The following is an 18280-nucleotide window of genomic DNA, read 5'->3' as shown; positions in this document are numbered from 1 at the left end:
CGCGGACGTAGCTTCGGGACATGACGACGACCGCGCACACCAGCCAGGGCCCCCGGCCGGCCACCGGGGCCGGACTGGTCACCCGGCCGCTCGCGCTGACGTTCCTGGCCTCCTTCGCCGCGCTCGTCAGCCTCTATCTGCTCTTCTCGGTGCTGCCGCGCTACGCGGCGGGCGCCTCCGGCGGGTCGGGATCCGGCGCCGGGCTGGTCACCGGTGCGCTGCTGTCCGGCACTGTGGTCGCCGAGCTGACGGGGTTCCGGCTGACCCGGCGGCTCGGGCACCGGCGGGCGCTGGCGGCCGGAGCGGTGCTGCTGGGCGTACCGGCGGCGGCGCTGCTGCTCCCCGGCGGGCTGGGCTTCGCGGCGGTCACGGGCGTGGCCCTGGTCTGCGGGTACGGGTTCGGCCTCGGCACGGTCGTGGCCGGGGCGCTGGTGGCCGGACTCGTGCCGCCCGACCGCGTGGGCGAGGGTCTCGGCCTGTACGGGGTCGTCGAGTGTGTCCCCGCGATCGCCGCGCTGCCCTCGGGCCTGTGGATCGCCGGGCACTGGGGGCCGGCCACCGTGGTCCTGCTCGCGGTCGTGGTGGCGCTGGTGCCGCTCGTCGCGCTGCCGCGGGTGCCGGTCGCGTCCGAGGGCGGGCGGAGGCATGGCGGCTCGGAGCAGCCTCCCGGGCTGCTGGGCGCGCTGCGGAACCCCGGGATGCGGGTGCCGTTCCTGGTGTTCGCGTCGACGACGGTCGTGGCCGGCACCGTCGAGTCCCTGTTGCCGCTGGCCACCGGGTTCGCGGGCGGCGTCGCGATCGTCGGCCTGCTGGCCCAGTCGCTCACCGCCACCGCGAGCCGCTGGTTCGCCGGGCGGCTCGGTGACCGGCTGGGGCACGCCCGGCTGCTGGTGCCGGGGCTGTGCCTCGCCGCCGCCGGGACGGCCTGCCTGATCCGGCTGGACCTGGTGCCGGTCGTGGTGGGGATGTGCCTGTTCGGCGCGGGATTCGGCGCCGTGCAGAACGCGACCTTCACGCTGATGGTCGACCGCTCCCCGGCCTCGGACCCGGACACCCCGAGCGCGCTGTGGAACCTGGCGTTCGACGGCGGCTTCGGCGCCGGTCCCGCCGTGGTCGGACCGCTCGCCGGGGCGCTCGGCTACCCCCTGGCCTTCGCCCTCACCGCGCTCCCGATGCTCGCCGCGACGCCGCTGGCCTACGGCTCCGGCTCGGACGTGGGCGCCGCGCTCCTGCGGCGTCGGGACGCCTGACGCGCGGCGGCTCAGTCCCCGCTGCGCACGCCGCGCTGTCCGGTCTCACCGAGGTGGAGCGCGACAGGCTCGCCGGTCTGCTGCGCGCGGCGGAACTCGCCCGGCGTGTGCCCGGTCTCGCGGGTGAAGAACTTGCCGAAGTTGGTGGCCTCGGTGAAGCCGAGGGAGCGGCCGACCACCGCCACGGGCAGGTCGGTGTGGGCCAGGAGTCGCTGGGCCTGGAGGGCGACGCGGGCGTCGGCGAGCTGCTTGGCGGTACGCCCGGTCGCCGCCAGGCAGGCCCGGGTCAGCGTTCGAGGGGCGTAGCCGAGCCGGGTGGCGTAGTCCGTGACGGACCGGGTGACGGCGAAGGAGCGCTCCAGCTCACGCCGGAAGGCGAGGTGCACCTCGTGGCCGGGCGGAGCTGTGCCGGTCGCCTCCGGGAGCCGCGCCATGCGGATGAGCAGCGTGCCGAGGAGTTGGCGCAGCAGCGTCGCGGTCAGGGGTTCACCGCTCCGGAGCGAGTACTCGTCGTGGAGTTCGCCCACCGCGCGGTCGAAGGGGCCGAATTGCTGGGGGGTCAGCTGCCGGGCCACCGGGCCGAACCCGTCGAGCAGAGCGGCGGTCGCAGGCAGCGGCATCGGGAAGTCGGCGGTGAACAGCAGCAGCACGGCGTCGAGGTCGGCCGGGCGGCCCTCCTCGTCGGACGGGAGACGCTGCACCTGGCCGGGCCTCAGGTGCACCAGGGTGCCACGCTCGCACCGGTGGGTGACGAAATCGACCATCATGTCGGCCTCGCCGCTGCGCACCAGCAGGATCTGGTGGAAGTCGAGCCGACTGGGGCGGTTCGCGACCTCACTGCGCAGACGTGACTTCAGCGCCTGGAAGGTCAGCACTTCCAGGCCGAGCGGCAGCCGGTCGGGGTTGTCGTAGGCGATGTCGACGATGTCGCGCTGTCCAGTTTCGACCATATCGGGTCAGGAGCCTACCTCGTCCGCGGGACCTCCGCCGGGGATCGTTGAGGCATCCACACCGGACATGAGAAGAAGTGAGGACCCACACCATGTCGACTCTCGTCATCACCGACCCCGCCCGGCTGCCGATCCTCTTCCAGGACGCCCTGAACGCCGGCGACGTCGACGCCGTGCTGGCCCTGTTCGCCCCGGACGCGGGCATGCGCACCGTCACCGGCGAGACCGTCACCGGTGCCGAGGCCCTTCGCGCCGAGATCGGCGGCACGGTCGCCGCGCGCGGCAGGCTGACGAACGTTCAGCGGCACACGCTGGTCGGCGCGGACACGGCTCTGCTGGTCACCGACTGGACCATGGAGATCGACGGCCCGGCCGGTGCCCGCGTCGCGCCCACCGGCACCACCGCCAACATCGCCCGCCGGAGCACCGACGGTGGCTGGCGCTTCACCCTGCTCAACCCGCTGGGTCTTGCCTGAGCGACGCCCGGCTCAGCCGGAGTCGGCGTCGAAGCGGAGCTTGGAGGTGATGCGGTAGCGGTCGCCGCGGTAGACGGAGTGGGCGTGTTCGACGGTGCGGCCGGTGGTGTCGCGGGTGACGCGTTCGATCTGGAGCAGCGGCGCGTAGACGGGGCAGTCCAGCAGGTCGGCCTGTTCCGGGTTGGCGACGGTGGGCTCGATGGTCTGCACCGCGTCCATGACGGTGACCTGGAAGCGGTCGCGCAGCAGGTGGTAGAAGTTGCCGCTCTCCAGGTCCGCCTCCCGCAGGCCCTCGACGAGGTGGGCCGGGAGCTCGATCCGCTCGATGGACATCGGCTCGCCGTCGACGTAGCGGACCCGGACGATCCGAAGCACGAGGTCGTCCGCGTCGAGGCCCAGGCGGGTGCCCCGGGCGGGGCCCGCCGGGTTGGCGGCGAAGGAGACGACGTGGCTGGTCCACTCGCCCTCGGCCGGGGGGACGGCCAGGGCGTTGGTGGTGGTGCCGGTCATCTCCTGGGTGACCTTCTGCGGGGCGGTGAAGGTGCCGCGTCCGTGCTGTCGCACCAGCAGGCCGCTGCGGATCAGGTCCTCGATCGCGGCGCGGATCGTGGGCCGGGAGACGCCGAGCTCGGTGGCGAGGTCGCGTTCGGCGGTGAGGCTGGTACCGGGACCGGACTTCTCGATGATGTCGAGCAGGTGGGCCCGCACCAGATCGCGCTTGGCGGTGGCACGCGGGGCGGGCTTGGCGTTGCTGCTGGTCATGAGGCCAATCGTCTCTGAGCGGGCGGGGGCTTTAGGTCCGGACGGTCGTGTCAGTGTGTCGCAGTGGGCAGGCGCGCGGACGCCACGCCGAGGGCCCGCAGCCGCTCGCCGTGCGGGTGCAGCCGGGTGAGGAACTCGCCGAAGCCGGTCCCCCGGGTGGACCACGCGTTCTCGGCCAGCGCGCACAGCCGCGGGTAGAGGAGGTGGTCGGCGTGGGCGGGGGTGGCGACGTGCTCGGTCCACAGCTGGGCCTGGACGCCGAGCACGCCGGGGGTCAGCGAACCGGGGTCGGTCGCGGCCAGGCCGCCGGCCAGCGCGTCGAAGGCGTGGACCCTCTCCAGGGTGACGATCTCGCCGGGCTGCCCGGCCGGTTCGCCGGGGTCCTCGCTCTGGGGGTAGTCCAGGTAGGTGGCGGTGTGCGGGGCCATGACCACCTGGTGGCCGCGGGCGACGGCGGCGGCCCCGTGGGCGGGGTCGCGCCACGCGGTCAGGGCGACCCCGGGGGGCAGCGGGTCCGGGCTGTGGCCGGTCTCGTCCCAGCTCATGGCCACGCGGCCGCGCGCGGTGAGGTGGTCGTGCATCTGCGTCAGGAACCAGCCGTGCAGGCCGCGCACGTCGGAAAGGCCCAGGGCGGCGGCGCGGCGGCGGGCGCTCGGGGTGGACTCCCACGCGGTGGTGGGGCATTCGTCGCCGCCGACGTGGACGTGGCGGGAGGGGAAGATCTCCGTGGTGGCGTCGAGGACCTGGCGGCAGAAGTCCAGGACGTGGTCCTCGACCGCGAGGATATCCTCGCTGATGCCCCAGCGGTCCCACACGGGCAGGTGCTGCCCGGGCCGGTTGCCCAGCTGCGGGTAGGCGGCCAGGGCCGCCCGGACATGGCCCGGCATCTCGATCTCCGGCACGACGGTGACGCCGCGCGCCGCCGCGTGGTCCACGAGCTCCCGCAGCTCACGGGCGGTGTAGTAGCCGCCGTAGGGCGTGCCGGGGCCGCCGTCGGCCGCCGTGGTGGTGCGCCAGGCGCCGACCTCGGTGAGCCGGGGCCAGCCGTCGATCTCGACGCGCCAGCCCTGGTCGTCGGTCAGGTGCAGGTGCAGCACGTTGAGCTTGTGCAGGGCGAGCCGGTCGACGGTGCGGTGCAGGTAGTCCAGCGGCAGGTAGTGGCGGGCCACGTCCAGCAGCAGGCCGCGCCAGGCGAGCCGGGGCCGGTCGCGGATGCTGACGCAGGGCCACCACCAGGCGTCCGCCGGGGCGGTGGCCGGGTCCAGCGCCGTCGGGGGCAGCAGCTGCCGCAGCGTCTGGACCCCGTTGAGCAGTCCCTGCGGGGCGGGGGCGGTCAGCTCCACCCGGCGCGGGCGGATCTCCAGCCGGTAGCCCTCCGCGCCGAGCGAGAGCAGCAGTTCGGGGGCGAGGTGGAGGCGGACGACGGGCCCCGTGGTGGTGCGGGGCCGGTCGGCGCCGAGGTAGCCGGCCAGCAGGTCGGCGGCCGGCCGGGCGCCGGGTCCGGCTTCGAGATGGAGGGCGGGTCCGATCACGAAGCGTCCCGGAAGCTCGGTCAGGTCGCTCGGGCGGGGGATGATCACGTCTGCCTTTCGACGGGTCGGCGGGTCTGCGGGTCGACGGACGGGGTCAGTCCTTGACGGCGCCGGCGGTCATGCCGGCGACCAGGCGGCGTTGGATGACCATGAAGAAGACGACCACGGGCAGCGCGGACAGCGTGGACGCGGCGATCAGCCCGCCGTAGTCGGTCCCGGTGGCGGTGCTGAACGAGACCAGCCAGACCGGCAGCGTCTGGTGTCCCTGGTCCTTCATCAGCACGTCGGCGAAGAGGTAGTCGTTCCAGGCGGTGATGAAGGCGAACACGCTGGTGGCGATCACCCCGGGGGCGACCAGCGGCAGCAGGATCCGCCGCACGACGGTCATCCGGCCGGCGCCGTCGACCATCGCCGCCTCCTCCAGCTCGACGGGGATGCCGTGCAGGAAACCGCGCAGGGTCCAGATGGTGAAGGGCAGCACGATCGCGACGTAGGTGAGCGCCAGCCCGAACAGGCTGTCCAGCAGGTGGGCGCTGCGCAGGCCGAGGAAGACCGGGATGACCAGCGCGGGCAGCGGAACCATCTGCAGCACCAGCACGCTGACCAGGAAGGTGCGTCGCCCGGCGAAGCGGAACCGGCTCAGCGCGACGGCGGCCAGGAACGCGACGACGATCGCGAGCCCCACCACCGCGGCGGTGACCAGCAGACTGTTGCCCAGGTCGGTGAGGAACCCGGGCTTGCCGACGGCGTCGGCGAAGTTGCCCAGGGTGAACGGGAACGGCAGGAACTGCGGCGTGGTCCGCAGGATGTCGCCGTAGGGCTTGAACGCGGTGTCGACCATCCAGTACACGGGGAAGATCCACACCAGGCAGAAGCAGGCGGCCACCACGTTCAGCGTCCGCCGCGTCGCGGGTGAGGTCGTCACAGCTGCTCTCCCGACCGCACCAGCCGGCGCACGTAGACGACGGTGAGTGCGAACAGCAGCAGGACGGACACCACGGCGACGGCCGCGCCCTGCCCGAAGGAGTCGCTGCTGAACGCCTTGGTGAAGGACCAGATGCCGAGCGTGGTGGTGCCCTGGTTGGGGCCGCCCTGGGTGAGGATCCAGATCTGGGTGAAGACGTTGAAGTCCCAGATCACCGAAAGGATCGTCACCAGCGCCAGGATCGGCCGCAGGAACGGCAGGGTGATGACGCGGAAGGTCCGCCACGGCCCCGCCCCGTCGAGCGCGGCCGCCTCGTAGTAGCTGCGCGGGATCTGCGACAGCCCGGCGTACAGGGTCAGTGCGACGAACGGCACCGACTGCCACACCACCAGCAGCCACACCAGGGCGAACGCCGAGAGCGGCGAGGAGGTCCAGTCGTGCTGGCTGAGGTCGCCGAAGAGCCCGGTCTGGGTGAGCGCCCAGTTGACCACGCCGTAGACCGGCTCGAACAGCCACTGCCACACCAGCGTCCCGGCGACCGGCGGCATCGCCCAGGAGGCGATCAGGCAGAAGGTGACGGCCCGGCGCATCACCGGGCCGAGCCGGACCATCATCAGCGCGACGGCGAGTCCCACGGCCAGGGTTCCGGCGACCAGCGCCGCACAGAAGCCGGCCGTGCGCAGCAGCACCGGGACCAGCTGCGGATCGTCGGCGATCGCCCGGTAGTTGCCCAGGCCCGCCCAGCCGACCTGGCCGGTGAACAGCGCGCGCAGGCCGTAGTCCTGGAACGAGATCACGCCCAGGCGGCCGAGCGGATAGCCGAAGACCAGGACCAGGACGGCCGTGGCGGGCAGCAGGAGCAGGTAGGGCAGGGCGCGCGGCGCGCGGCGCGGTCGCCGGGCGCGCCGGGGCGGGCGCGCCGCCGCCCGGGTGCGGGCGGCGGACGGGCTCGGGGATCGGGTGGTGGTGGTCATGGTCACTGGCCGGCGTTGAGCGCCTGGTCGAGGTGGGCGTCGAAGTCCTTGGCGGCCTGGGTGACGCTCTTGCGGCCGGTGGCGATGTCGGCGAAGAACTGGTTGATGCTCAGGTCGCTCTCGATCGTGGCCCAGCCGGGCGTGGCCGGGGTGCCGACGCTGTTGCGGGCGGCGTCGAGGAACGCGGCGGAGGTCGGCGGCAGCAGGCTCTTGGCGGAGTCCAGCAGTTGGGTGGAGACCGGTGTCCAGTGGTCGGTGCCGACGATCGCGTTGGTCTGCACGGCCTGGCTGGTGGCCGCCTTCAGGTAGGCGAGCGCGAGCTGCTGGTTGGGGCTCTTGGCGGCGACGGCCAGGTCCGAGCCGCCGAGGAAGACCGGCTGCGTCGTCCCGGAACCGCTCACGCCGGGGAAGGCGAAGGTGCCGATCTGGTCCTTCAGGGCCGGGTTGTCCTTGAGGATCGTGTTGATGTTGGTGTCCACGATCGTCGCGGTCTTCCCCTGGGCGAAGAGCGCGTCCTGGTCGGGGGTCTTGGTGTCGGTGTTGCGGGACGCGGCCGGCGAGTAGGTGTTCTGGAACGCCTTCCAGGCCGTCAGCCCCTGCTGCGCGGCGGGGGACTCGAGCCCGCCGGTCCACTTGCCCGAGGCGTCCTTGGTGGCCAGCTGCCCTCCCGCGTCCCAGACGAACTGCAGCGCGGCGAACCAGTACTGGCCGGGCAGGTACATCGCCGAGAAGCCGGGCGCGGTGTCCGCCGCCTTGATCTTGTCGAGGTCCTGGGTGAACTGGGCGAAGCTGCTGGGCGCGGCGGTGATGCCGGCCTTGGCCCACAGGGTCTTGTTGTAGACCACGGCGCGGTTGCCGGCGAACAGCGGGGCGGCGTAGAGCTTGCCGTCGACGGTGGCCGGGTCCACCAGGCCGGGGAGCCAGGTCTGTCCGGCGGAGAGGTCGGCGCGCTGCGCGGTGATGTCCGCGAGGGCGCCGTTGGCGGCGAACAGCGGGACGTCGGTGTTGCCGATGTCGATGACGTCGGGCGGGTTGTCCTGGGCCAGGGCGGTGCTGATCTTGGTGTTGATGTTGGCCCACTCCTGGATCTGGACCTTCACCTTGGCGCCGGTGGCCTTCTCGAACGCGGCGTTCACCGTGTTCACGGAGGCCGGGGTCAGGTCGCCGTCCATCAGCCAGACGGTGAGCGTCTTCGACGTCGCGGCCGAGCCGCCGGTACCGCTGGTGGTGCCGCTGCTCCCGCAGGCCGCGGTGAGCAGGGCGACAGACAATCCGCAGGCCGCTGTCGCGAGGAATCTGGTGCGCACGAGGTCTCCCTCAAGGCGAGTGAAGGGGTGATGGCAGCAGAGATTCACACAGGACCACTGGTCAGGTCAAGAGGTTGCGCATGGCGGACGGGGAGCGGGCGTCGGCCCGTGAAGAAGCCAGATTCCGGGGCTTGACAGCAGGCTGAAGGGCCGTCACCTTTGAGCGCAGTCGGCGGCCGCATGACTGACCACTGGTAAGACTTTGGACCTCCGCTTCCTCCCGAGGAGAACCGATGGGTCACGTCCACCCCCACGCGCACGCCGGTCGCCGGCGCACCGCGCTGCTCGCCGCGGCCTCGCTCGCCTGTGCCGCGACCGTGCTGCTCCCCACGCTGGCCAAGGCGCACGCGGACACCGCGGCCGCGCTCACGGTCGACTACAGGACCACCACCACGTCCGCGTCGGCGAGCGAGATCGACCCCTGGCTCCAGGTGGTGAACTCCGGGACCAGCCCGGTCGCGCTCAGCACGGTGACGCTGCGGTACTACTTCACCGCCGACACCAGCGGCCCCTACACCTTCCAGTGCGCCTGGGCGGTGCCCGGCTGCGCCAACCTCACCGGCACCGTCGTGGCGATGGCCACCCCCACCGCCACCGCCGACCACTACCTGCAGATCTCGTTCGGCGCCGGCGCCGGCACCCTCCAACCGGGGGCGTCCAGCGGCGACCTGCAACTGCGCCTGTACCGGGCCGACTGGCAGAACGTGAACCAGGCGAACGACTACTCGTTCAACCCGAACGACACCGCCTACACGCCGTGGAACCAGGTCACCGCCTACGTGGGCGGCAATCTGGTCTGGGGCGCCGAGCCGGGCGGCGGCTCCTCACCGACCGCGTCGGCCTCGGCCTCGGCCTCCGCCTCGGCGTCTCCGTCGAGTTCGGCCAGCGCCAGCGCGAGCGCCAGCGCGTCGCCCAGCAGTTCGGCGACCGGCACGACGCCGCCCGGCGGCACGATGTTCGACGACTTCACATACACCGGCCCGAACGACCCCAACCTGGCCGCCCACGACTGGAAGGTGCGCACCGGCGCCGGCGGCCCCGGCGTCCAGAACACCTGGACCGCGAGCGGCGTCAGCTTCCCCGCCGACCCGACCGCGCAGGGCGGGCACGTCATGGACCTCACCGCCACCACCGACGGCACGACCGCGGGCACCACCCAGGCCGAGATCGACACCGCCCAGCAGAAGTTCTTCGAGGGCACCTACGCCGCCCGCGTCTACTTCAACGACGCCCCCACCACCGGCGCCAACGGCGACCACGTCAACGAGACCTTCTACGCCATCACGCCCGACAACTCGCTCTACAGCGAGGACGACTTCGAGTACCTCCCCAACGGCGGCTGGGGCGGGCCGGCGAACTCGATGTACACGACGACCTGGTACAGCGCCGACGCCATGGACCGCGTCACCACCGACACCCAGGGCAGTCTCCAGGGCTGGCACACGCTGGTCGCCACCGTCTACGGCGGTACCGTCACCTACTACATCGACGGCAAGCAGGTCTTCTCCAGCACCGGCAAGTACTACCCGCGCGAGCCGATGACCATCGACTTCAACGAGTGGTTCATCGACCTGCCCTTCACCGGGGCGCGCAGCTGGGACGAGAAGGTCAACTGGGTGTACTTCGCCAAGGGGGTCGCCCAGTCCCCGACGGACGTGCAGAACGCCGTCAACGGCTACTACGCCGCCGGGACGCACTTCACCGACGGCGTCCAGTAGCGCCCGTGGACGACATGAGGGTGGGGACGCCGGTCCTCGGCGTCCCCACCCTCACGCGTCGTACGCAGCCCGTGGGTCAGAGACCCTGGGCCAGCAGCTCCAGCGTGTCCACGACGCGGTTGGAGAAGCCCCACTCGTTGTCGTACCAGGCGACCACCTTGATGTGGCGGCCGTCGACGCGGGTCAGCTCCGAGTCGAAGATGGACGAGGCCGGGTTGCCGGTGATGTCGGCGGAGACCAGCGGGTCGTCCGAGTACTCCAGGATCCCGGCGAGCTTTCCGGCGGCGGCCTCGCGGTAGGCGGCCAGCACCTGCTCGCGGGTGACGTCGCGGCTGACGACCGTGTTCAGCTCGACGATCGAGCCGACCGGCACCGGCACGCGGATCGAGTCGCCGGACAGCTTGCCGTCCAGCTGCGGCAGGACCACGCCGATCGCCTTCGCGGCGCCGGTCGAGGTCGGCACGATGTTGACGGCGGCGGCACGGGCCCGGCGGGCGTCGCGGTGGGGGCCGTCCTGCAGGTTCTGCTCCTGCGTGTAGGCGTGCACCGTCGTCATGAAGCCGTGCTCGATGCCGGCCAGCTCGTCCAGGACGGCGGCGAGCGGCGCGAGCGCGTTGGTCGTGCAGGAGGCGTTGGAGATGACGGTGTGCTGCTCCGCGTCGTACGCCTCGGTGTTGACGCCCAGCGCGAGCGTCACGTCCGCGCCGTCCGAGGGCGCGCTGACGAGCACCTTGCGGGCGCCGGCGGTCAGGTGGGCGCGGGCGGCGTCGGCGGAGGTGAAGCGGCCCGTCGCCTCCAGCACGATGTCGACCCCGAGCTCGGCCCACGGCAGGTCGGCCGGCTCACGCTCGGCGAGGACGCGGATCCGGCGGCCGTCGACGACGAGCGTGTCACCCTCGACCGTCACCGGGCGGCCCAGGCGGCCCGCGGTGGTGTCGTAGGCGAGCAGGCGCGCCAGGGAGGCCGGGTCGCCGAGGTCGTTGACGGCGACGACCTCCAGCTTGCTGTCGCGCTCCAGCAGGGCGCGGAGCACGTTGCGTCCGATGCGGCCGAATCCGTTGACGGCGATGCGGGTCATGGTGGGGGAGTCCCTTCTGTGGGTGGACACCCCAACCCTCGCGCGGGCCGTGCCACCTGGGCAGTGGCCTTTGTGCCACGGTTCGCAAGGATCGTGCCAAAGGGCCCTTGAGCGGCGCTTATTCCCCTGGGCTGCTCCCCTGGGCTACTCCCCCTGGGCGAAGGTGCGGCGGTACTCGCTGGGCGTGGTGCCGAGGATCTGCTGGAAGTGCAGCCGCAGGTTGGCGCCGGTGCCCAGGCCCACGTCGGCGGCGATCTGCTCGACGCCCCGCTCGCTGCGCTCCAGCAGCTCGCGGGCCAGGTCGACGCGGGCACGCAGGATCCACTGCATGGGCGTGTAGCCGGTGTCCTCCACGAAGCGCCGGGAGAAGGTGCGCGGGGAGACGGCCGCGTGCCGGGCCAGCACCGTCACGGTCAGCGGCTCGCCGAGCCGGTGCAGCGCCCACTCCCGGGTCGCCGCGAACCGCTCGCCGATCGGCTCGGGCACGCTGCGCGGGACGTACTGTGCCTGGCCGCCGCTGCGGTAGGGCGCGGCGACCAGCCGCCGCGCGGCGTGGTTGGAGGCCGCGACGCCGAGGTCGGCGCGCAGCACGTGCAGGCACAGGTCGATGCCGGAGGCCGCCCCGGCCGAGGTCAGCACGCTGCCCTCGTCGACGAAGAGGACGTTCTCGTCGACCCGGACCCGTGGGTGCTTCGCCGCGAGGGCGCGGGTGTAGTGCCAGTGGGTGGTGGCCCGCCGCCCGTCCAGCAGGCCCGTCGCTGCCAGCGCGAACGCGCCGGTGGAGATCGCCGCGAGCCGGGCGCCGCGCTCGTGCGCGGCGAGCAGCGCCGCGAGCACGGCGGCGGGCGGCTCGTCCCGGTCGGGATGCCGGTAGCCGGGCACGAACACGATGTCCGCCCACGCCAGCGCGTCCAGCCCGTCGGCCACGTGGTACGACAGCCCGTCCCCGCCGGTCACCAGCCCGGGCGCGGCCCCGCACACCCGTACCTCGTACGGCATGCTGGCGCGGGTCGTGAACACCTGCGCGGGGATCCCGACGTCGAGCGGCTTGGCCCCGTCCAGGACCAGAACGGCGACCCGCCGCAGCCGAGGCTCGGAAGAGAGCTCAGCGGGAGGGGGCTCGAGGGGCTGCGGCTCGGCGGGACGGGCCTCGGCGGGACGGGACGTGGGCGGATGGGCCTCGGAGGGGTGGAGCTCGGACACAGGTCCAGCGTAGGGATCCGGCCGCGGTACCCCACGCCGGGTGGCCGACGTCGCGCGGCGCGGGGCCGGGCGTGGCTCCCCGCACCGGACGCTCCGCGTCGGCGCCGGCCGGTCGAGCCCCCGCACCCCCGCACCCCCGGGCCCCCGGGCCCCCGCCTGGGCCCGCGCCTCGTGCGGGCTACGCGGTGGGGGCCGGGGCGCTCGCGTGGGCGCCGGTCGCGCCGTCGATCAGCTCGCGCAGGATGTCCACGTGGCCGGCGTGGCGCGCGGTCTCCTCGATCATGTGGACCAGCACCCAGCGCATCGAGACCACCCGGCCCGTCCACGACACGGTGCCCGTTGCGTCCAGCTCCGTCGCCTCGATGACCGCGTTGGCCGCCGCGCAGGCGCGGTCGTAGAAGGCCAGCAGCTCGGCCGTGGTCTCGCCCGGCTCGACCCGCAGGTCGGCGTTCTCGTCCTCGTCGACGTCGGGGAGCGGCTCGGTCTCCACGCCGAAGGTCTCGCAGAACCAGCCGTACTCGACCGACGCCAGGTGCTTGACCAGGCCCAGCAGCGAGGTGCCCGAGGGGACCAGCTGCCGGCGCAGCTGCTCGTCGTCGAGGCCCTCCAGCTTCCACCGCACGGCCGCGCGGTGGCGCTCCATGCTGTGGAGGAGGATCTCCTTCTCCGTGCCCGTGTGGGGCGAGGTGCCGATCGTCGTCATGCGCGCGAACGTAGCAGTCCGCACCGACAACCCACGGGTCATTTAGGCTGGCGGCATGCCGACGCTGCTGCTGGTCCGCCATGGCCGCTCCACCGCCAACTCCTCCGGTGTGCTCGCGGGCTGGAGCCCGGGCGTGGATCTGGACGAGCACGGCGAACAGCAGGCCAAGGCCCTGGCGGAGCGGCTCGCCGGGCTGCCGCTGAGCGCCGTGGTCAGCAGTCCGCTGGACCGCTGCCGGCAGACCGTCGCGCCGCTGCTCGCCGCCCGCCCCGAGCTGGGCGCCCTGCGCCTGGACGAGCGGCTGGGGGAGTGCCGCTACGGCGACTGGACCGGCCGCCCGCTGGCCGAGCTGGCCAGGGAGCCGCTCTGGTCGACGGTGCAGGCGCAGCCCTCCGCCGTGACCTTCCCCGGTCCCGAGGGCGAGTCGATGCGCGAGCTCAGCCACCGCGCGGTGGAGAGCGTGCGCGAGTGGGACGCGGAGGTCGAGCGTGAGCACGGTCCGGACGCCCTCTGGCTGGCCTGCAGCCACGGCGACGTGATCAAGGCGATCGTCGCCGACGCGATCGGCCTGCACCTGGACCTGTTCCAGCGGATCTCCGTCGAGCCCGCCTCGGTCACCGCGATCCGCTACACCGCCACCCGCCCGTACCTGCTGCGTCTCGGCGACACCGGCGAGTTCGCCGGTCTCGCGCCGCGCCCGCGCTCCGCGCCGGGCGCGGGCGAGGACGGCGACGACGCGGTGATCGGCGGCGACACCGGAACCCGGTGACCAGTGGGTAGGGTGGAAGCGGCGACGTGATCGTGACGCCGCCGAGCCCCTGACCCCCGACCTCCCTCGCACCCTCCGACTCCGTGGAGCAGACATCGTGCCCCGCCAGGTGTTCTTCTACGACCCTCCCGAGCGCTTCGTGGCCGGAACGGTCGGCGAGCCGGGCCACCGCGCCTTCTACCTCCAGGCCAGCGCCCGCGGCCGGATCACCACCGTGCTGCTGGAGAAGGGCCAGGTCGCCGCGCTGGCCGAGCGGGTCGACGAGCTGCTGGACGAGGTCGTCCGGCGAGCCGGCGGCAGCACCACGGTGCCCGCGCTGGCGCCGCCGGAGATGATGGACTCCGCCCCGCTGGACTCGCCGGTCGAGGAGGAGTTCCGGGTCGGCACGATGGCGCTGGCCTGGGACGAGACGGTGCAGATGCTCGTCGTGGAGGCCCAGGAGGTCGTCGAGGGCGAGGAGGAGAGCGAGGAGCCCACCCTCTACGAGGACGAGGAGGACGGCCCCTCGCTGCTGCGGGTGCGGCTGAACGGCGTGATGGCCCGCGTCTTCGCCAAGCGCGCGCTCGAACTGGTCTCGGCCGGCCGGCCGCCGTGCCCGTTCTGCAGCCTGCCGCTCGACCCGGAGGGCCATGTGTGCCCGCGTCAGAACGGTTACCGGCGCTGAGCGCGGCCGAGCCCGTGGCGGTCCCGGAGGCCGACCCGGCCGCGTGCGCGGCGCTCGCGGCCGACGCCGAGCGCGCCGTCGCGTTGCTGCGGGACGGGGAGCTGACCGTCCACGGCCGGATCACGGACGCCTCCAACGCCGCCTTCTACTGCACCGTCGCGGACGGGTCCGGCGACGGGTCCGCCGTCTGCGTCTACAAGCCGGTCCGGGGAGAGCGCCCGCTGTGGGACTTCCCCGACGGCACGCTGGCCGGCCGCGAGACGGCCGCCTACCTGGTCGCCGCCGCGACCGGCTGGGGCCTGGTCCCGCCGACGGTGCTGCGCGAGGGCCCGTTCGGTGAGGGCATGTGCCAGATATGGGTCGAGCCCGACGCTGAGCAGCCGGAGCTGCTGAGCCTGCAGCCCGGCGAGACGGCCCGGCCCGGTTGGCACGCCATCGGCCTGGCCGAGGTCGAGCCCGGCCGCACCGCGCTCTTCGTCCACGCCGACGACGAGCGGCTGCGCCGCCTGGCCGTCCTGGACGCGGTGCTCAACAACGGCGACCGCAAGGGCGGCCACCTGCTGTCGGCGGCCGACGGCCGCCTCTACGGCATCGACCACGGCGTCACCTTCGCGGTCCCCGGCAAGCTGCGCACGCTGCTGTGGGGCTGGGCCGGCGAGCCGCTGACGGCGGACGCCACCGAGGCCCTCGGGCGGCTGCGCGCCGATCTCGACGGCGCGCTGGGCACGGCGCTGGCCCCGCTGCTGACGGCACAGGAGATCGCCGCGACGGCGGCCCGGGTGGACGGGCTGCTGAAGGACGGTCACCACCCCTTCCCCTCCCAGGACTGGCCGGCCGTCCCCTGGCCGCCGATCTGACGCCGCTCCCGGTGCGGTGCGGAGGTGGGGCGAGCAGGCCGGGGGGCAGGGTGGCGGGGGTCAGGGTGGCGGGGGTGGGGCAGGGTCCGGCATAGTGTGCGCGCCCGCAGCGCCCGCACGGCCGCGCCCAGCCCGAGGAAGACCAGAGCCATGACCGCTCCGTACGCCGCCACCCCCGCCCCGTACGCACCCCCCGCCGTCGACGTGGCCGATCTCGGCCCCGGCGTCTACACCTACTGGGCCAAGCGCTGGAGCAACTGGCGGCTGTTCTCCGGCTGGTTCATGATCGTGATATCGCTGGTCTCGGTCATCCTGAGCCCGCTGGCGATCCTCTTCGGTGTCCTGCTCTTCCGCAGCCCCAACTTCTCGAAGAAGGCGCGCGCCAAGCGGGTCGACCTGCACCAGCACGGCATCGTCCTGCACGAGGAGCAGGGCCCGGTCGCGGCCTACCGCTTCGACGCGCTGACGGTCCAGCAGCGGATCACCGAGAACTACTACAACGGCATCAGGACCGGGACCTACTACCAGCTCACGCTGACCGGTCACGACGGCCGCACCTCCAAGATCACGCAGTTCTACGACAACATCGGCCACCTGGCCCAGGTCCTCCAGCAGGGCGTCGCCGAGGCCCAGCTCGGCCGCGCCCTGGCCACCGCCCAGGCCGGCTACCCGGTCACCTTCGGCCCGTTCACGGTCACTCAGCAGGGCTTGGTCTGCGGCCAGAAGGCCACCGTCACCTGGCCGCTGCTCGACCGCGTCGTGGTCTCCCAGGGCACGGTCCGGATCATGGTCCACGGCCGCCGCACCGCGCTGATCTCCAAGCCGGTCTACCAGATCCCCAACTTCGCCCTCTTCCTGGCCCTGGTCAGCAACCTGCGCGCCGCGCAGGTCTGAGCCGTCGGCGCCACGGTCCGGCGCCACCGGTCAGCGCGGCGCCGACGCCCGGTCGCGGACGACCGCGGCCCAGGCGCGGGCGGTGGCGGGCCAGACGGCGAGCAGGGCGGGTTCGGCCGCGCGGAGGGAAGCGAGGGCGGCGTCGGGGTCGGCGCCGGCGGCGCGGGCGGCCGGGCCGTCGGAGGCGGTCCAGGGCACCACGTCGGCGTGCAGGACCTCGGGATGGAACTGGACGCCCCAGGCGGCCGGGCCCAGACGGAAGGCCTGGTGGACGCAGTCGTCGCCGCTCAGCAGTGGCACCGCGTCCGGCGGCAGGGCGGCCACCTCGTCCCAGTGCCACTGCGCCGCCGACGTGCCGTCAGGCACGCGGGCGAAGACCGGGTCGTCGGCCGCCGCCGGGAGGCGGCGCAGCGGGACGGCGCCGAGCTCCGGCGGGTGGGTGCGGCGGACGACGGTGCCGCCGAGGCAGTCCGCGGCGAGCTGCGCGCCCAGGCAGATGCCGAGGAACGGCACGCGGCCGGCCACCGCCTCCCGGATCAGCGCGCGGACGGCCGGGAACCAGGGCGCGGCGTCGTCGTCCCGGCAGTTGGGCGCCCCACCCAGGACGAGCAGGCCGTCGTGCCCGGCGAGGGACGCGGGCAGCGCCTCTCCCGCCCACGGATGCCTCAGGTCGAGGCGGAGGCCGACCGCCTCCAGCGCCGCCCCGACGATGCCCGGGCCGGTGCCGTCCTCGTGCTGGACCACCAGGATCTCCACGTGGCGCACCCTTCCCCCGACGGGCGGGGTTCATGCCCGACCGGGTGACTCGCTTCCTCGGCGATGGCGGCCGGAGAAAAGGCCGTATTCGGTCGGTTTCATGCGGTTCGCCGACGGTGTGCGAACCGATTGACCGAGAAGGTCGTTAGCGGATCGAATGATCAGCCGGTTAGAGTCAGACATATGCATGCCTGGCCCGCTTCCGAGGTGCCCCTGCTACCAGGCAAGGGGCAGCCTCTGCGCATTCACGACACCGCGTCGGGCGAGCTGCAGACGACCACGCCCGGGCCGACCGCCCGGCTCTACGTCTGCGGCATCACCCCCTACGACGCCACCCACCTCGGCCACGCGGCCACCTACAACGCCTTCGACCTGGTGCAACGCATCTGGCTCGACGCGGGCCACCAGATCGTCTACGTGCAGAACGTCACGGACATCGACGACCCGCTGCTGGAGCGGGCCGTCGCCACCGGTGAGGACTGGGTGGCCCTGGCCGAGCGCGAGACCGCGCTCTTCCGGGAGGACATGACGGCGCTTCGGATGCTGCCGCCGGCCCACTACGTCGGCGCGGTCGAGTCGATCCCGCTGATCGTGCCGCTGGTCCAGGACCTGCTGGCCAAGGGCGCCGCCTACGAGCTCGACGGTGACGTCTACTTCTCCATCGCCTCCGACAAGCACTTCGGCGAGGTCTCCGGCTACGACGCCGAGACCATGCTCCGCTACTTCGGCGAGCGCGGCGGCGACCCGGACCGTCCGGGCAAGAAGCACCGCCTCGACCCGCTGCTGTGGCTGGCTCAGCGCCCCGGTGAGCCCGGCTGGGACACGGAGCTCGGGCACGGTCGTCCCGGCTGGCACATCGAGTGCGTGGCGATCGCCCTCCAGCACCTGGGCATGGGCTTCGACCTCCAGGGCGGTGGCAGCGACCTGGTCTTCCCGCACCACGAGATGGGCGCCTCGCACGCCCAGGTGCACAGCGACTCCCACCCCTACGCCAAGTACTACGTGCACGCCGGCATGGTCGCTCTCGACGGCGAGAAGATGTCGAAGTCGCGCGGCAACCTGGTCTTCGTCTCCGCGCTGCGGCGCGACGGCGTCGACCCGGCGGCGATCCGGCTGGCGCTGCTGAACCACCACTACCGCAGCGACTGGGAGTGGACCGACGCCGACCTGCGCGGCGCGCAGGAGCGGCTGGCCCGCTGGCGCGCGGCGGTCTCCCGTCCGGACGGCCCGGACGCGAGCGCGCTGCTCGCGGAGGTCCGCGCGGCGCTCGCCGAGGACCTCGACTCCCCGCGCGCGCTCGCGGCGGTCGACGCGTGGACTGCGAAGCAGTCCACGGACGGCGGCGACGACATCGGCGCCCCGGGCCTCGTCTCCCGCCTCGTCGACGCACTCCTGGGCGTCGCGCTGTAGTTGCACTTGCACGGTCAGGGGCGCGGGGAACTGCGCGACAAGCCACCGACGA

Annotated in this window: 18 protein-coding genes; 8 read left to right on the top strand and 10 right to left on the bottom strand. The window is 73.1% G+C overall.

Annotation, left to right across the window (positions count from 1 at the left end; translation table 11 throughout):
* The first annotated feature begins 20 nt into the window (after positions 1–20).
* A complete protein-coding gene (locus ABH931_RS09825; RefSeq protein WP_370111902.1) occupies positions 21–1250 on the top strand; it encodes an MFS transporter in 1230 nt (409 codons plus the stop codon).
* A gap of 11 nt (positions 1251–1261) precedes the next feature.
* On the opposite strand, the gene ABH931_RS09820 is transcribed toward ABH931_RS09825, so the two are convergent.
* On the bottom strand, positions 1262–2200 hold the full coding sequence (locus tag ABH931_RS09820; RefSeq protein ID WP_370111900.1) for a helix-turn-helix transcriptional regulator: 939 nt from the start codon (positions 2198–2200) through the stop codon (positions 1262–1264).
* Between the two features lie 92 nt (positions 2201–2292).
* On the opposite strand from ABH931_RS09820, the gene ABH931_RS09815 reads away from it, so the two are divergent.
* A complete protein-coding gene (locus ABH931_RS09815) occupies positions 2293–2676 on the top strand; it encodes a nuclear transport factor 2 family protein (RefSeq protein ID WP_370111898.1) in 384 nt (127 codons plus the stop codon).
* A gap of 12 nt (positions 2677–2688) precedes the next feature.
* Here the strand turns inward: ABH931_RS09815 and ABH931_RS09810 are convergent, their stop codons facing one another.
* Genes ABH931_RS09810 through ABH931_RS09790 form a run of 5 tightly spaced genes read right to left on the bottom strand, consistent with a single transcriptional unit; the run spans position 2689 to position 8176 of the window.
* A complete protein-coding gene (locus ABH931_RS09810; RefSeq protein WP_370111896.1) occupies positions 2689–3438 on the bottom strand; it encodes a GntR family transcriptional regulator in 750 nt (249 codons plus the stop codon).
* Positions 3439–3488: 50 nt separating this feature from the next.
* A complete protein-coding gene (locus tag ABH931_RS09805) occupies positions 3489–5018 on the bottom strand; it encodes a beta-N-acetylhexosaminidase (protein ID WP_370111894.1) in 1530 nt (509 codons plus the stop codon).
* A 46-nt stretch (positions 5019–5064) separates the two neighbouring features.
* A complete protein-coding gene (locus tag ABH931_RS09800; RefSeq protein ID WP_370111892.1) occupies positions 5065–5895 on the bottom strand; it encodes a carbohydrate ABC transporter permease in 831 nt (276 codons plus the stop codon).
* On the bottom strand, positions 5892–6869 hold the full coding sequence (locus ABH931_RS09795; protein ID WP_370111890.1) for a carbohydrate ABC transporter permease: 978 nt from the start codon (positions 6867–6869) through the stop codon (positions 5892–5894). The genes ABH931_RS09800 and ABH931_RS09795 overlap by 4 nt, the downstream gene beginning before the upstream one ends.
* Positions 6870–6871: 2 nt before the next feature.
* The gene (locus tag ABH931_RS09790; RefSeq protein WP_370111888.1) at positions 6872–8176 is read right to left on the bottom strand and encodes an extracellular solute-binding protein; all 1305 of its coding nucleotides are present in this window, start codon (positions 8174–8176) and stop codon (positions 6872–6874) included.
* Positions 8177–8409: 233 nt separating this feature from the next.
* Between ABH931_RS09790 and ABH931_RS09785 the strand changes: the two genes are divergently transcribed.
* Complete coding sequence (locus tag ABH931_RS09785) at positions 8410–9894, top strand: cellulose binding domain-containing protein (RefSeq protein ID WP_370111886.1); 1485 nt, start codon at positions 8410–8412, stop codon at positions 9892–9894.
* Between the two features lie 76 nt (positions 9895–9970).
* Here the strand turns inward: ABH931_RS09785 and gap are convergent, their stop codons facing one another.
* From gap to ABH931_RS09770, 3 genes are all read right to left on the bottom strand, one after another.
* Positions 9971–10972, bottom strand: a complete 1002-nt coding sequence (gene gap / locus ABH931_RS09780; RefSeq protein WP_370111884.1) for a type I glyceraldehyde-3-phosphate dehydrogenase — start codon at positions 10970–10972, stop codon at positions 9971–9973.
* Between the two features lie 144 nt (positions 10973–11116).
* Positions 11117–12058 (bottom strand): GlxA family transcriptional regulator, encoded by a 942-nt coding sequence (locus ABH931_RS09775; RefSeq protein WP_370112020.1) that lies wholly within the window; start codon positions 12056–12058, stop codon positions 11117–11119.
* A 295-nt stretch (positions 12059–12353) separates the two neighbouring features.
* Complete coding sequence (locus tag ABH931_RS09770; RefSeq protein WP_370111882.1) at positions 12354–12878, bottom strand: DinB family protein; 525 nt, start codon at positions 12876–12878, stop codon at positions 12354–12356.
* A 55-nt stretch (positions 12879–12933) separates the two neighbouring features.
* Between ABH931_RS09770 and ABH931_RS09765 the strand changes: the two genes are divergently transcribed.
* The 4 genes from ABH931_RS09765 (at position 12934) to ABH931_RS09750 (ending at position 16062) form a co-directional block, all read left to right on the top strand.
* Positions 12934–13647 (top strand): histidine phosphatase family protein, encoded by a 714-nt coding sequence (locus ABH931_RS09765; protein WP_370111880.1) that lies wholly within the window; start codon positions 12934–12936, stop codon positions 13645–13647.
* Positions 13648–13744: 97 nt separating this feature from the next.
* Entirely contained in the window at positions 13745–14311 is a 567-nt protein-coding gene (locus ABH931_RS09760; protein ID WP_370111879.1) for a DUF3090 family protein, read from the top strand.
* 14 nt (positions 14312–14325) lie between these two features.
* Positions 14326–15168 carry an SCO1664 family protein gene (locus tag ABH931_RS09755; protein ID WP_370112019.1) on the top strand — a complete coding sequence of 281 codons (843 nt, stop codon included), beginning with the start codon at positions 14326–14328 and terminating at the stop codon, positions 15166–15168.
* 150 nt (positions 15169–15318) lie between these two features.
* The gene (locus ABH931_RS09750; RefSeq protein WP_370111877.1) at positions 15319–16062 is read left to right on the top strand and encodes a DUF6585 family protein; all 744 of its coding nucleotides are present in this window, start codon (positions 15319–15321) and stop codon (positions 16060–16062) included.
* 30 nt (positions 16063–16092) lie between these two features.
* Here ABH931_RS09750 and ABH931_RS09745 read toward each other — a convergent pair whose 3' ends face one another.
* Positions 16093–16818, bottom strand: a complete 726-nt coding sequence (locus tag ABH931_RS09745; protein WP_370111875.1) for a type 1 glutamine amidotransferase — start codon at positions 16816–16818, stop codon at positions 16093–16095.
* Positions 16819–17001: 183 nt separating this feature from the next.
* On the opposite strand from ABH931_RS09745, the gene mshC reads away from it, so the two are divergent.
* Positions 17002–18228: a cysteine--1-D-myo-inosityl 2-amino-2-deoxy-alpha-D-glucopyranoside ligase gene (gene mshC / locus ABH931_RS09740; RefSeq protein WP_370111873.1), complete on the top strand. Its 1227-nt coding sequence runs from the start codon at positions 17002–17004 to the stop codon at positions 18226–18228.
* Positions 18229–18280: the final 52 nt, after the last annotated feature.

The organism is Streptacidiphilus sp. MAP12-33 (genome assembly GCF_041261265.1).
Taxonomy (GTDB): Bacteria; Actinomycetota; Actinomycetes; order Streptomycetales; family Streptomycetaceae; genus Streptacidiphilus.
The sequence above is the reverse complement of the archived record's forward strand: the minus strand, read 5'-3'. Positions and strand labels throughout refer to the sequence as shown.